Annotated in this window: 9 protein-coding genes and 3 tRNA genes; 7 read left to right on the top strand and 5 right to left on the bottom strand. The window is 46.3% G+C overall.

Features of this window, described 5'->3' with window-relative positions; genetic code table 11:
• Nucleotides 1-56 precede the first annotated feature (56 nt).
• The 4 genes from B7991_RS03335 to B7991_RS03350 all read left to right on the top strand — a co-directional run bounded on the left by B7991_RS03335 (nt 57) and on the right by B7991_RS03350 (nt 4305).
• The gene (locus B7991_RS03335; protein ID WP_073424361.1) at nt 57-653 is read left to right on the top strand and encodes a nucleoside monophosphate kinase; all 597 of its coding nucleotides are present in this window, start codon (nt 57-59) and stop codon (nt 651-653) included.
• 229 nt (nt 654-882) lie between these two features.
• A complete protein-coding gene (locus B7991_RS03340) occupies nt 883-1716 on the top strand; it encodes a TIGR02147 family protein (protein WP_088629587.1) in 834 nt (277 codons plus the stop codon).
• Nucleotide 1717: 1 nt separating this feature from the next.
• Nucleotides 1718-3025: a hypothetical protein gene (locus B7991_RS03345; protein WP_088629588.1), complete on the top strand. Its 1308-nt coding sequence runs from the start codon at nt 1718-1720 to the stop codon at nt 3023-3025.
• 158 nt (nt 3026-3183) lie between these two features.
• Nucleotides 3184-4305: a hypothetical protein gene (locus tag B7991_RS03350; protein ID WP_088629589.1), complete on the top strand. Its 1122-nt coding sequence runs from the start codon at nt 3184-3186 to the stop codon at nt 4303-4305.
• A 138-nt stretch (nt 4306-4443) separates the two neighbouring features.
• On the opposite strand, the gene leuB is transcribed toward B7991_RS03350, so the two are convergent.
• The 5 genes from leuB to B7991_RS03375 all read right to left on the bottom strand — a co-directional run bounded on the left by leuB (nt 4444) and on the right by B7991_RS03375 (nt 13511).
• Nucleotides 4444-5535 (bottom strand): 3-isopropylmalate dehydrogenase, encoded by a 1092-nt coding sequence (gene leuB, locus B7991_RS03355; RefSeq protein ID WP_014547244.1) that lies wholly within the window; start codon nt 5533-5535, stop codon nt 4444-4446.
• A 50-nt stretch (nt 5536-5585) separates the two neighbouring features.
• Nucleotides 5586-8096, bottom strand: a complete 2511-nt coding sequence (locus B7991_RS03360) for an FISUMP domain-containing protein (RefSeq protein ID WP_088629590.1) — start codon at nt 8094-8096, stop codon at nt 5586-5588.
• Nucleotides 8097-8276: 180 nt separating this feature from the next.
• On the bottom strand, nt 8277-10439 hold the full coding sequence (locus B7991_RS03365; RefSeq protein ID WP_088629591.1) for a hypothetical protein: 2163 nt from the start codon (nt 10437-10439) through the stop codon (nt 8277-8279).
• Nucleotides 10440-10509: 70 nt separating this feature from the next.
• Nucleotides 10510-11400, bottom strand: coding sequence for a tyrosine recombinase (locus B7991_RS03370; RefSeq protein WP_088629592.1), 891 nt, complete (start codon nt 11398-11400; stop codon nt 10510-10512).
• Nucleotides 11400-13511, bottom strand: coding sequence for an FISUMP domain-containing protein (locus tag B7991_RS03375; RefSeq protein ID WP_088629593.1), 2112 nt, complete (start codon nt 13509-13511; stop codon nt 11400-11402). Before B7991_RS03375 ends, B7991_RS03370 begins: the two co-directional genes overlap by 1 nt.
• A 22-nt stretch (nt 13512-13533) precedes the next feature.
• Here B7991_RS03375 and B7991_RS03380 point away from each other — a divergent pair.
• The 3 genes from B7991_RS03380 to B7991_RS03390 all read left to right on the top strand — a co-directional run bounded on the left by B7991_RS03380 (nt 13534) and on the right by B7991_RS03390 (nt 14056).
• Nucleotides 13534-13606, top strand: a tRNA-Lys gene (locus B7991_RS03380).
• 152 nt (nt 13607-13758) lie between these two features.
• Nucleotides 13759-13831: transfer RNA gene (locus tag B7991_RS03385), tRNA-Lys, on the top strand.
• Nucleotides 13832-13983: 152 nt separating this feature from the next.
• Nucleotides 13984-14056 (top strand) — tRNA-Lys (locus B7991_RS03390).
• The last annotated feature ends 163 nt before the right edge of the window (nt 14057-14219 follow it).

Below are 14219 nucleotides of genomic sequence, written 5' to 3' on the forward strand. Positions count from 1 at the left end.
TCATCTTTTTTTCTATATTTGTCGCGAAAATTAACAATCAACCTATGAGGTTATAAATGTCTCAGATTTCTGCAGTTCTTATCTTCGGTGCACCGGGTTCTGGCAAGGGCACTGTGGGCGCAAAGCTCGCCGCTACGACCGCTCTCAAGCACCTCTCCACGGGCGACATCTTCCGTGGCATCGCTCCGTCTAGCGAATCCGGCAAGCTCCTTGCTTCTTACTCCAGCAAGGGTCTCCTCGTTCCGGATGAAGCAACCGTTGAAATCTTCGGTCGCTTTGTCGAAGGCCTCGTGAACACGAACAAGCTCAACCCGGAAAAGGACACCCTCCTCCTCGACGGTATTCCTCGCACGGTTGCTCAGGTCGATCTCATCAAGCCGATCGTTGACGTGAAGCACATCTTCGTTCTCGACATCAAGGACGAAGAAACCATCGTTGCTCGCCTCCTCAACCGTGCTAAGATCGAAGGCCGTAAGGACGACGCTGACGTGAACGTCATCAAGAACCGCCTCAACGTTTATAAGGAATCCACTGCTAAGGTTCTCGAAAAGTACGATCCGAAGATCATTAGCCACATCGTTGGCGACAACACTCCGGACGAAGTCTTCCTCGATGTGCTCAAAGCATACGTGGACTTTACGAAGAACGCTTAATTCGTTCGCTGAAACTTATTCAGAATGCACCTTGCCCCGCGGCAGGGTGTTTTTTTTGTGCTGTTATGCCCGTCACTTGTCATTCCCGACTTGATCGGGAATCGCCTTCTTGTATCGCAAAACACTATGCTGTGTCATATACGAAAAATCTTTATTTTTAGTATTGAATTTTAACGAAAAATACGTGTTTTGTATCATTGAAAGCGTTGAATAGGGTATATTTGGTTACATGAAACCGATAACAGAATACAAAGATTATTATTCCTTGATCAAGGATTTCTACGAAGATCAAAAAAGAACTTCGTATTTCTCTTGGCGGGAATTTGCAAAACTTGCGGGTTTTTCTTCTCCGACTTATTTGCGACTTGTGAGCGAAGGCAAGAGCAAGTTGAGTCGAGTGTCGATGAACCGCATGATTTCGGCAATGGGGCTTGCTGGTTTCGAAGCGAACTACTTCATAGCGCTTGTCAATTTTTGCAACGCTAAGAATGATGAAGCCAAAAAGCCGTATTGGAAAGAAATGCGTCAGATTGCGCTTGAGTACAAAGTACGCGTCGTCGATAAAGAAGCTGTCGAGTATTTCGATGGTTGGAAAAATCAGGTTGTTCGCGAACTTGCTCCGATGATGCCTGGCGCCACTCCAGGGCAGATTGCTAAAACTTGCTGCAACGAAATCACAGCCGCAGAAGTCAGCAAATCGCTCGAATTCTTGACGAAGGCGGGATTTCTGAAGAAAGGTGCGGATGGTTCGTATCGCCAGACCGAAAAGAATGTAGCCGCGTCAAAGGAAGGTATGGCCTATGCCGTGCACGCTATGCAGCACAAAATGTTGCAGCTTGCCGATGAATCAATTGAACGATTTGAACCGCAAGAACGCAGCGTGTCTAGTGTGACTTTTACGGTCAATCGCGAATGCTATGAACGCATTGTGCAAGAAATCGATTCGTTTCGAAGAAAAATTGCCGCAATGCCTTCGGAAATAGAAAAGGCTGATCAAATTTATCATTTGAATATGCAACTATTCCCGCTAACCTGGAAATTGAATAAAGATGAGGACAAATAATATGAACAAGAGAATTTACAGCTTGATAGCTTTGGGTGCGCTTCTTTTTGTGGCTTGCTCCGACAATTCATCTCCAGTTTCGGGATCGACGAGTGTTCCGAATATGGGAAATAATCTGAATAACCTGCGATCGCCTGTGCTGTGCAGTGTGGCTGGCGTGAAGGATTCCTTGGAAGCCGTGGAAAAAGGGTGTATATGGTCACCTGAAATGTGGAACCGTACATCGGGATACCGCGTGCACACAGGTTTCGATAATGGGACGAATACTTCGGGTATTTGGACTTGGCATGTAGAACAGGGCGATGGTGGCGATGTACGATTTGAATGGCCTGGTGTGGCTACGGCCGAATATGATTCCATGGCGCTTGCCGATGTGATTGACAAGTGCGGTGGTAGCTTGTGTGGTAAGGTTGTATATGAATTGAATGAAAATAAAGCTGATTCCGATGCCGAAAATGTATTTGACAGGCGCGCTTCTGTGGAATTCTATTTTGCGGGGAAGGATTCTTTGGGAAACATTAAAGAAGTCGATGCTAGCGCTTTGCAAGGAATTTGTATGGAATATTCGGGGGATATTACGGTAGAATTTATACCTAGTGATTCTATTGCTAGTTTAAATAAAATATCTACTTATGGGTTCCGTACATATTCGTGGGATTCTGAAAATTCTCTGTCTAAAAGTAAAAAATTGTGCAATATGTGGGGTGGATTTGGATTTTACACTGATAATCAAAATTGGTCTGAAATTGGACTTGTGCCAATGGAAGATGTCCTCGCACATTTAAAGGGCGTTCGATTTATATTCAACTATAATGCAGAAAATACAGACTTTAATATTATAAGTATTGACTGGTATAATTTGGCTAATGTTCCAATGACGGATTCTCATCCTTACGATGGAACATGTGAACCGATTTACGTGGAAGCATCTTACTGTGAATGCGAGTTCTCGGAAGAAAGTGCTATTGATATGGCTTCGGTTGACGCAAGGCTCTATCTCGATAGAAAGAAGAATAAGGCTGAAAATGATACAGTCCCCCTTTCTGATTTAACGAAAGTATGTTTAAAAAATGCCCTTGATAGCTTGGATAATTTACATGAGATAAGACGGAGTAAGGCATTTGGTTCTGCTCCTTGTGACAATCCTCGACCTCTACAGTTTGCATGCGCCGATGGGTCACATAGTACTACAATTGAGTTTTATGAAAAATATGGGGAATATAAGGATAAGATTGTAAAACCTCTTGCAGAAAAAATGGAAGTTGCTGTTGATTCCCTTTTCGATCATTGCATGTCTTTAAGTGATTAAGTTGTTGTTTGTTTTTAAGTAATTCATTTGCGATTGTGTGAAAATGTAAAAAGCGACCAGAGTAATCTGATTGCTTTTTTTATTAGAAAAAGTTTGTTTTTTATGTATAAACTTTGTATATTAGGCCTTACGATTAAAATAAAAAAGGAGTGTTATATATGAATTACAAAAAGATAGGCCTTGGCCTTTCTCTTTCTATGGCTATGAATTTTATGGCTTGCGGTGATGATTCCTCATCTCCAGTGTCAGCTTCTGATACGCCTGATACGAAGGTGTCTTCTAGTTCTGTTGAGTCTTCTCCGAGTTCTAGTTCTGTGGTTGCAAGTTCTTCGAGCGCTGCAGAAGAACCGTCTAGCTCTTCCGTAAAAGAAGCAGACCCCTGTGGCTTTGCTGCAACGGACGATGTCTGGACAATTTCGTACAAGGGGAGTGATGGAAAGAACAGTGCAAAAATTACAACAACGTATGAAATCAAGGGCGAAGACCTTGTCATTCGCGATTCCATCCGCTATACGGGCAGCATGACGAGCATGATGTGCCGCATTGATCCGACATCTTCCAATAAGTCTTCTGACGGCATTTTTGTGGGTGAACGTTCTTGTGACGAAGATGGCAACACTGTTATCTATGTTTCTAGCACGACGGAAAAAGGTTACTTTGCAAATAGAACTCGCGAAAATGTCTTTCACAACGTGCAGAATGCGTGCAGGGCCGGTATTGAAGGTGGTGAGTTTGACAAGATTACGTTTGAACCTGTGACCAAGTGTGACTTTACCATGGATGATGCTGAATGGAGCTACTTTTATAAGGATGAAGACTTGAAGGGCGATACGGTTCCCAAGAAGAAGCTTGTGTTCCTTGATCCGGAAGATGGACGTTATGTCAATATGAACTACTCGATTTACCCGATGTCCCATCTTGAATGCGTTTCCAAGAACTTTGCCGATTTCAGCGGCATCCACTATTGCACTGCTGATGCATACTTGAACATTGCATCTTCTAGCACATCCTTTGATAAGGCTACGCTTTTTGAAATCGAACAGAAGGCTTGCAAGGAATTCATGCCGGCTCAATCTACCGCAACAGAAGATCCTGAAAACAAAGATCCTGAAAACAAGGGCTCTGGTGAAACGCCGGCAGGCGACATGGTCTCTTGCGATATCCCGGGTGTCTTGGGCGAATGCCTTGAATTCCCGGCAGGTAGCGACGAAGCTATTGCGATGAAGACTCAGTGCGAATCCGTTTTGGAAGGTACGCTCGGCACGGGTTGTGCTAAGTAATAAAAACCGTCTGATTCGCGAAGGTTAAGTTATCCTTCTTACAAAAAAAGCGGCCGGAGAAATCCGGTCGCTTTTTTTGTAAAAGGAGATTCCCGGTCGGAACCGGGAATGACAGCCTTCGCAGGAATGACAATGCGATTAGGCGAGGGCCTTAATAATGGCGTCGCCCATACCAGTCGTGCCGACCTTGGTGCAGCCTTCCTGGTAAATGTCGCCAGTGCGGTAACCCTGAGCGATGACCTTTTCGCAAGCAGCTTCGATAGCCTTTGCAGCTTCTTCTTCCTTGAAAGTGTAGCGGAGCATGAGGGCCACGGAGAGAATCTGTGCGAGCGGGTTAGCAATACCCTTGCCTGCGATGTCCGGAGCAGAACCACCGGCCGGTTCGTAGAGACCGAAGCTTCCTTCGGCGATAGAAGCGGACGGGAGGAGACCCATGGAACCGGTGAGCATGGCGCATTCGTCGGTGAGGATGTCGCCGAAGAGGTTCGGGCAGAGGAGCACGTCGAATTCACGCGGGCGCTTGAGGAGCTGCATGGCAGCGTTGTCCACGTAGAGGTGTTCGAGTGTGAGTTCCGGATAGTCCTTGATGACTTCGTTCACGACTTCGCGCCAGAGAACGCTTGTGGTGAGCACGTTGGCCTTATCGATAGAAGCGACCTTCTTGTTGCGGAGCATGGCGGCGTCAAAGGCGAAGCGGGCAATGCGTTCGACTTCGTAGCGGCTGTACTTCATGGTGTCAAAGCCGATTTCTTCCTTGGAACCCGGAACGCCTTCGCGGCCCTTCGGCTGGCCAAAGTAAACGTCACCCGTCAGTTCGCGGACGGTGAGGATGTTGAAACCATCGCCAACGATGTCTGCACGGAGCGGGCATGCGCCTGCGAGTTCCTTGTAAACGCGGGCCGGGCGGAGGTTGCAGAAAAGCTTGAAGTGCTTGCGGAGCGGGAGGAGGGCGCCGCGTTCCGGCTGGAGGTTCGGCGGAAGGTGTTCCCACTTCGGGCCACCGACAGAACCGAAAAGAATACAGTCAGAAGCTTCACCGAGCTTGAGGGTGCTTTCCGGAAGCGGAGAACCGCTTTCGTCGTATGCTGCACCACCGACATTTGCCCATTCGGCGTTCACGTCGAAACCGAACTTCTTGGAAACAACGTCCAACACGCGGACAGCTTCTTTCATCACTTCCGGACCGATACCATCGCCCGGGAGCACTGCAATCTTGTAATTCTTGCTCATTGTTAATCCTTGTTTAAATTTGAACGGCGTAAAGATAGAAACTTTTGCTGCTATTTGTCCTTGACACAGCGGATTCCGAAGCGGTAGAGGTTGTTACTCATGTTGATCGATCTTTTAATAACTCTCTTGTTCACGCGATTGGTTTGGGTAGACGACATGATGTAATAGTAGCCCCTCTCGTTTACAACGTCTTCCGCACCAATGCACGCCACGGCCTCGTCACTGACATTGGCCAAGTCGTAGCCGTCATTATACCGGTAGCAGGTATTCGGGATAATGCCCATGCCATACGTATCACCACCCTGGCTGTATGAAGGCCATCTGAATGTGTATCTCAAATCGTAGGCATATGTTGCTGAATCGTTTGCTTGGGCAAAGGCGAGCAGGCTATCCCAATCTGCGGTCGTCGAAACATGCCAGCCATCGGGGCAGAGGGGGTTCGAACCTGTTGAATCAAACGGGTAAGTGTAGTGTAATCCGTAGATGTCGCAGGAATCTTTATTGCAGGTGCTGTTTTTTGATTCGTATTTGAGGTTTTCGGCCATCCATGTCGTGCCGTTGATTTCTACAGTCCTGTATTCATGGCCGTCGCGTTTATCGACAAGCGTGCCGTATGTCCCCTTATACCCGTACGCCACCTTCTCTTCGCTCACGCAGCGGACGTTAAACTTAGAGTTTTCCTTGGCGTATGCTTTAGAAACGTACGCAGAATCTGTATAGGCAACTCTATAGGCGACCAAGGTGTATACCGCAGAATCTTTGTACACTGTACTTGACCACAGATAGGTAGCCGTATCTCTAAAATCATCCCTGCCATTCCATATATACCCTTTCATTATAAGCGAGAATCCCAAAGTGTTGTACCCCTTGTAGGTATCATTCTCCTCGGATACCAAATAACGGGCTTTTTTACTAGGGGCTATATACACCAATGTGTCGAATTCTTCCTTTGTGGGCAGGCGCCACCCTGCAGGGCAGGCCGTCAACGCATCTTCGTACAGATAATACCTTCCGTATCGGTTACATGAGAACGAATTAATATCGCGGGTTCCTCCATTACAGACGCTGCTGTCAGTCTCAAATTTCAGGTTTTCCGCCATCCATTTGGTGTGCCCGATGTCTATGGTCTTGTAAGTCCTGTTATCGCGTTTATCGGTAAATTCCCCATATTCAAGATTGGGGTTCATTAAACTCAATGTATCATCAATAAGGCGACCCTTCATGCAAAGCACCCCGGACACGTTCGCGGTATCGTCACTTAAAGTCGCGATATTCGAGCCTTTCTTAAATATTACGGTTCCCGTTATTTCGCCCTTCTTGCTCCCTCCTATAGGAAACGTGACCCCATCACTGTCCATGGGCTTAATACCGACACCAAGTGCATCAAGGGCGTAATCATCGCCCCATCCATCTTGCGCCTTGAGTGTGTACCCTGCATAGCAGGAGCCACCGGCAGTATATAAAAGATCTTCCCATTCGCTTCTGCTAGGAATATGCCATTCAAAGGGGCACGTCTTTTTGCCTTTTTCTTCAATGAATAGATTAAATGGGCCATATTCAAAATAGTAATCGCTAGAACTGCGTATCCATTTTGAAATATAGGTGCTGCCGTCTGCTTCTTTTCTACACTTGTTTTCTCCGTTTTTATTGCAAGCCTTTGTGCTAATAAAAGATTCTGGTTCAACTCCGTTACACACCTTGCGGTCATCGCCACGCACACCCAATGTAGTCGTCGGCCTAGTTACATCGGGAATCAAATCTCCTTTAATGCACCGCAACGAGGCTGAGTCCGTAACATTTGCGGGACCATGGACTCCGGCTCCCGAATAGGAAAATCTAATGAAGTCTGGTGAACCGGACGACCATTGCGTAATTGTAAAGAAATCAAGGGCTGCTTGATCATCTTTTCCCGGGACGGCGATTGATAAACCATACGCATCAATTCCCTCGTAATAATCATTATCCTTGGAAAATAGATACGGAGAGAGACCAGACCATTTGTGGAAATCGGGCGACGACCCATACAGTTTGTTTAGCAACTCAATCCATTCCCATGCAGCCGGAATTCTCCATCCATCCGGGCAAATTCCCTGTAGAGGCGGACTACACTTATCATGGAGTCCACAATGCGATTTAGTGGAATCGAGAATATCACCCCAAGTGTAGATTCTTCCATATTTGGTGCAGTCCTTGTTGTCTCCTTTATGGCAACCGATGCTAGATGCTTTCGCGTAGTTCAGGTTCTGTGCCATCCATGTTTGCCCATCAATGGTAACGGTTTTATACTTGTGACCGTCGCGCTTGTCGGTAAACGAGCCCGTCTCGATTTTAGAGACATCGAAAAGGGAACTTGACGAAAGCGGAGCCCTATGGGAAGAGCTGGAACTAGTACTGGAACTGGAGCCCTTCTTGCTCGAACTGGAACTTTTTTTGTTAGATGAACTAGAATCCTCTTCTTGAGATGTTTCATCATCAGGTGCGGAAACGGATGACTTGTCATCTCCGCAGGATGTCATGGCTAACAAAAATGCTGTTAGTAGAATGAAAATTTTATCTCTCATAGAGCCCTATTTTGATGAACGCTGCAATAATGTTTATATAAAGTTTTCTTTATAAAATATAAATTACTGGTGCTTTGAAACAAGGTTCCTTGTATGAAATTTGTACTTAAAATAGGTTGATGGCGTGGTTATAAAAAAAAGGAACCTTGCGGTTCCTTTCTGCTTGAAAGGTCGATGAAATTATTCGTCGGCAGCGGTACTCTTGGGCTTAGCGCAACGGTCCCTAGACCAGTTGGTTTGCTTGAAGCAGGCACTTCTGGTGTAACAACATCCCTCGGCGTTGTTAGTTGTTATTTCGCAATTGCAAGCGATTCCGTCTCCTTCCTTCTCTTCGTCGATAAGTTCACCGTTAGCGCAGACCACCATGAATCCGCCTTTGTGATAACTTGTGTTGATGCAGGTCTGCAGGGTGTTGTGGCATTTGCCGAAGTAGGTTCCCAAGGCGTTGCACGATACGCGGCGCGTCTCGTTTGTAAGGTCAAACTCGAAAGGCCCCACTCGGTCATTAACGTCAGTGTGGGTATAGTCTTTCCAGTTGTATCCTGTAACGATCTTCACGGCCATTTTTTCTTCGGGAATCAGGGCCTTCCATTTATTTTTCGTTTCGAAATCCCTGAACGGCGGGTAGTCGGGATCTTCATCCTTGAGAATTTGTTTGCAACGTTTCTCGTCGTAGCAGGGGTTTGGATTGGAGGGAGATCCCACCATTGGTTCACCCCAGCATGGATCACAATCAGAACATTGGTTTATGTCGCATTCGTAATCCATCTTCTGTGGATCGGTGCCCTCTCTACAAGCGACGGGACATTTGTAATAGTCCTTGTCGAGCGGGTCGAACTTGTTATGGAGCCGTTCCCATTGCCCGTCGACGCACCTGTACATGATGGCGTTGTTGTTGATGTCATTGTCGCACCTCAGTTCGCCGTTAAGGCACTCGCCGCAGATGGCCTTGTCGGTACGGCACGACTTGTTGCCGCATATGGAAACGGCTTTCTTGGCTTCGCCGGCGACACATTCGTAGACGGTTCCCTTTCCGGCTTTATCGTTGGTGCAGGTGTGTTCGTAGTTCGTGCATTCGCCGCAACCGTTGTTGCTTTGATTGCAGGATTTTTCTCCGCAACTTTCGGTCACCTTCTTACCGTTTTCGCAGCGGGTGACTGTTGCGTGGAAATTATTGTCTTCGGTACAGGTCTGGACGTCGTCAAGGCATTTACCGCATTCTGTTCCTTCTTCGTTGCAAGAGACCGTGCTGCACGAGCGGTTCACGAAGACTCCTTTTACGCATTCCTTGACAATGCCGACTCCTAAGGGGCTGTTGGAACATGTGCTCTTGTCGCTGTCGTTGCATTCTTTTTCAAAGACGTCCTTGTTGGCGCATTCCTTGCTCTTGGTATTGCAAAGCACGCCTTCGTCACAGGGGGAACTCTTACAGACGCAGACTCCGTCGTTTTCTGTACCGCCGGATGCCTCGCACAAGTCGGCGAAGGTTGGTTCTGTAGAAGAACTGGACTTGGAATCCGAAGAGTTTTCGACAGGTTCACTCTGGTTTCCGCAGGCACCCGTGATGGTGTTGCAGAGTACGCCTTCGTCACAGGATGTTTTCTTACAGACGCAGATGCCATCTTTGGCATTACCGCCAGACGCCTTGCACAAATCGTTGAAGGTAAGGTCGGTAGAAGGGTCGATGGGGTCGGATTCCGGTGGAACATCGGAGGGCTTGCTCTGGTTCCCGCAGACTCCCGTGATGGTGTTGCAGACAGCACCTTTGTCGCAGCGTTCGCTATCGCAGATGCAGATACCGTCTTTTGCTTTACCGCCGGAAGCTACGCAAAGGTCAGCGAAGGTGAGTTCTGTAGGGTCATCGCTGGATTTAGAGTCGCTGGATTTTGAATCCGATGGAATATCGGTGGGCTTGCTTTGGTTGCCGCAAATACCTGTAACGGTATTACAGACTGCACCGACATCGCAGAGCTCTTTTTTACAGACGCAAACACCATCTTTGGTGGTACCTCCAGAAGCCTTACACAGTTCGGTGAACTTCTTGAGTTCGTCCTTGGTCATGGACGAGGAACTTACCTTGCTGCTGCTAGATGATTTTTCAGATTCTTCATTGGAAACGGGGATCCAGTTTTCGTTGTGGCAGTAGTATTCGGCGTCTTCTTTTTTGGCGTATACGGTGTCGCCTTCGTTTTCGTCGCCACATTTTCCAAGTTCGTAGATCGACTCGACTTCCGTAATGATTTCTCTTGGGAGGTTCTCGTCGCTAGACTCGTTACTACAGGCTACAAAGATTGTAGCAGCTGTAGTGGCCGCAAATAAAAGGGCTGGAATTACTTTTTTCATGATTTTCCCCGATGATCAGGATAAAGAAATAAAATTTTTGCGGAAAATTTAAATAGAAAAACAGCGCATGTCAATGCGCTTGTTCTCTCGGGTGGAAACTGCGGTGTTCTACTTTGATAAATTCTTTGTCGATGTGCGTGTAAATTTGCGTGGTCCCGATGTCGGCGTGTCCGAGCAGTTCCTGCAATACGCGCAAGTCCATACCCGCTTCTAGGCAGTGCGTGGCAAAGCTGTGGCGGAACGTATGCGGCGAGACTTGCTTGCTCAAATGCATCGTATGCAGTTGAACGATTTTCCATGCCCCCATGCGGGTCATCGGCTTACCGTGCGCGTTGAGAATGATGTTGTCTGTAGTCGGGTGGGTGAGGGGGCGGCCCTCTTCAATCCATGCGCGGAGGTTTTCTTTGGCCTTGCTGCCAAGTGGCACAAGACGTTGCTTGTTGCCCTTGCCGATGGGCATCAGCCATTCGTTTTCCAGATCGATTTGCGAAAGCTTTATGCTGAGCGTCTCTGAAATTCTGAGCCCGCCGCTGTACATCAGTTCGAACAATGCGGTATCGCGGAGCGGGTTCTTGCCGTTTGCTGCGCTCTCAAATACGCTATCGATTTCTTCACGGGTCAGGTACTGCGGCAGGTAGTGCCCGAGTTTGGGTGTTGCAAGCATCGATTCAGTGCTGTAATCGTACTCGCCTTGGTTCTGCATGTACTTGAGGAACCCGCGCAGGCTCGAAAAATGCCTAGCGACAGATGTGGGGGAGTATTCCTCCTGCCCTGCGGTGAATGTCAAAAATTCGTCTAGCTTTTCGGGCTTTAAATCCTTGAGGTCAATCCCATTTTCGTCTAGCCAGGCAATAAAGTGCCGCAAGTCTTCCTGATAGCTCTGGATAGTCACGGGCGAAAGGTTTCGCTCGACTCCGAGGTGCGAAAGAAATGCGTCTAGACGGTTGGAATTGAAACTCATTATTTGGATTCTTCGTTAAAGAGAGTGTCGTTTAGGCAACGGACGGACGCGTAGGTTCTCCATGATCCAGATGTTTTTGAATAGCTTGCACGTAAAGTGTCAGACACATCGCTTTTGTACGCATATAACCCGTATGCAGTAGAATCAGATTTTGGCGTGCTGCTCCAAAGGAACGCCACACCGCTATAAGACATTTTTTTTGCTTGTTTTTTGTCGTAAAAACCACTAAAAAACGTAGAACCTTCTCCACTACCCGCCATAACTAATGAAAATCCGTAAGTATCATCACCAAAGTTGTAGGCCGAGAACAAGTTGTTTGTTTTGTGGTAAATGGCTCCGAAGGACATCAGTGTGTCGAATTCGTCCTTTGATGGTAAATGATACCCTGCGGGGCATGCGTTTTGAGCATCCTCGAACGAATATAGCCGTCCTAGTGATTTGCAATAACTTGAATAAAAGTAGTCTTGATAGCAGACGCTAGAATCGCTTTCGTAATTCAGGTTCTGAGCCATCCATTTTTGCGGACCGATTATTGTCGTCTTGTATGTTTTCCCGTCGCGAGAATCAGTGAATTCTCCGTAATTGAAATTTGGATTAAAGAAAGAACTTGAGATATCCGGCGCAGGGGTACTTGTGACGCAATAAAGATTGGCACTATAATCATCATTGTATTGCAAAAAGAACGAACGTCCTGTGGAAAAATATGCCATGTACTTATATGTTGTATTTAAGCTGTCTCTGACGACAAATGTGGTTGCTGTTTCTTTTTCATAAAATTCTCGCCCTTGAGAAACTCTTTTTTTCTCGTAATCAAGCCATGTGGAGTAGTAGCCCGTCGGCTTAATGTCAAATCCGTAAGCGTTAAATCCATTCCCGCTTTCCCAGCCTTTTTGCGAAGCCAACATTTTGGTGGCAAAACATTTTCCTCCGACATTTTGAATGAGTTCATTCCAATCTTCTGGGTCTGGAACTCGCCATCCTAAGGGGCATGTTCGCGAGTCGTAAAGCGGATATACGATTTTATCGTAGTCCATCCATTTTTGATTTCCGATTTTTATTGTTTTTTTGCCCTCAAATTCGCCGTATTCGCAATTGTCTTTGCCATTGATATTGCAAGGCGGAATCTTAGGGGTCCAAACCGAATCTTTGCAGTTTTTGTCGTAAGACCTGATTGTAGCTGGGTTGTTTAAATCTGGTTTGGGGGTTGTATCTTGAATGCAACGAAGATATGCTTTTGGATAGTCTTGGGCAGATCCAGACAAGTATGCGTCCTCACCTAATTTAGCGGTTACAACGCGTCTGTCGTCTCTTTGGTCTCTGAAGTTTGTTGATGTCCAAAATTCCACGGTAAGCGCAGAAAATCCGTAAACGTCAGAACCGTAGAAGTCCTTTGAGCGAAGGCGATAACCTGCTTCAATTTTTATTCCGTCTTTATCTCGAATGCCGATGCGAGTTATAAGTGTGTCCCATTCATCTCTTGTAGGAATTCTCCATCCGTCGGGGCAAATACCTTGAATGGGTTCAGCGCATATTCTATAGGATTCGCAATAACCTGAAGCGGCATCGATTATGGCTTGCCATTTGTAGAGTAATCCTTTTTTCTCGCACTTTTTATCTGTGGAGTCGGCTTCGCATTCGCTGTCGGAGCTCGTCTTGTAGTTCAGGTTCTCAGCCATCCATGTTTGGTCGCCTATGGTTACGGTTTTATAGACTCTTCCGTCGCGCTTGTCGGTGAATTTTCCTTTGGAGACCGTTTTGGGGTCTATTTTAAATTCTGTGGAGTATGTTTTTGAACTGGACGAATTTTTTGTAGAGGAGGAGCTATAGCTAGACGAAGAGTTTTTCTTCGAAGAAGAACTGTCTTTTTTTGAAGAAGAGCTGCTTTTCGACTTGTAATCTTTTTGGGAAGAACTGGAAATATCTTCGTCATCGGGAGAATTTGGGGATTTTTCATCGCCACAGGCTAGAAATAACAGCGAAAATAGAAGTGCGGGGAGCAGTTTTGTCATGGTGATAGATGCGAAAAATTGTTTACAACGTAGAATATAGCAAAAAAAAATGAATTTTTTCTCCATATTCCCCTTGCCAATCGCTTTCAATATTTCTAACATTGAGCCCGTCCTAAGCGACTATGGATGATTAGCTCAGTTGGTAGAGCAGCTGACTCTTAATCAGCGGGTCGCAGGTTCGACCCCTGCATCATCCACTAAATACCAAACCGCAAGGTGAGGTATTGCAAATACAAAAGCGTCAGACAAAGCTAAGCGTTTTTGAAAGCGAAAGCGGAATTTAACGAACTTTGAAACTGCGGCTTTTGATTTTTGCAAAGACATAGCTGAAAAGCGACCTAAGAATTTTGGATGATTAGCTCAGTTGGTAGAGCAGCTGACTCTTAATCAGCGGGTCGCAGGTTCGACCCCTGCATCATCCACTAAATACCAAACCGCAAGGTGAGGTATTGCAAATACAAAAGCGTCAGACAAAGCTAAGCGTTTTTGAAAGCGAAAGCGGAATTTAACGAACTTTGAAACTGCGGCTTTTGATTTTTGCAAAGACATAGCTGAAAAGCGACCTAAGAATTTTGGATGATTAGCTCAGTTGGTAGAGCAGCTGACTCTTAATCAGCGGGTCGCAGGTTCGACCCCTGCATCATCCACTAAACACCATCTTTAACGAGATGGTGTTTTTTTTATAGAACTTGTTGCGGGAGCAGTGATTACATAGAATGAAAAAAGACCTTAATAAATGCTTATGCTTTTTTTTAGATACAATTTTTTTATATTTTGCCTTAAGTAAGGGTGTTTGATACACACTGTAAT

The organism is Fibrobacter sp. UWB3 (assembly GCF_002210405.1).
GTDB lineage: Bacteria > Fibrobacterota > Fibrobacteria > Fibrobacterales > Fibrobacteraceae > Fibrobacter.

Excerpts from the sequence above, each read along its gene's own strand:
- B7991_RS03335 (WP_073424361.1), top strand. The coding sequence starts at position 57 with ATGTCTCAGATTTCTGCAGTTCTTATCTTCGGTGCACCGGGTTCTGGC.
- B7991_RS03340 (WP_088629587.1), top strand. The coding sequence starts at position 883 with ATGAAACCGATAACAGAATACAAAGATTATTATTCCTTGATCAAGGAT.
- B7991_RS03345 (WP_088629588.1), top strand. The coding sequence starts at position 1,718 with ATGAACAAGAGAATTTACAGCTTGATAGCTTTGGGTGCGCTTCTTTTT.
- B7991_RS03350 (WP_088629589.1), top strand. The coding sequence starts at position 3,184 with ATGAATTACAAAAAGATAGGCCTTGGCCTTTCTCTTTCTATGGCTATG.
- leuB (WP_014547244.1), bottom strand. The coding sequence starts at position 5,535 with ATGAGCAAGAATTACAAGATTGCAGTGCTCCCGGGCGATGGTATCGGT.
- B7991_RS03360 (WP_088629590.1), bottom strand. The coding sequence starts at position 8,096 with ATGAGAGATAAAATTTTCATTCTACTAACAGCATTTTTGTTAGCCATG.
- B7991_RS03365 (WP_088629591.1), bottom strand. The coding sequence starts at position 10,439 with ATGAAAAAAGTAATTCCAGCCCTTTTATTTGCGGCCACTACAGCTGCT.
- B7991_RS03370 (WP_088629592.1), bottom strand. The coding sequence starts at position 11,400 with ATGAGTTTCAATTCCAACCGTCTAGACGCATTTCTTTCGCACCTCGGA.
- B7991_RS03375 (WP_088629593.1), bottom strand. The coding sequence starts at position 13,511 with ATGTTAGAAATATTGAAAGCGATTGGCAAGGGGAATATGGAGAAAAAA.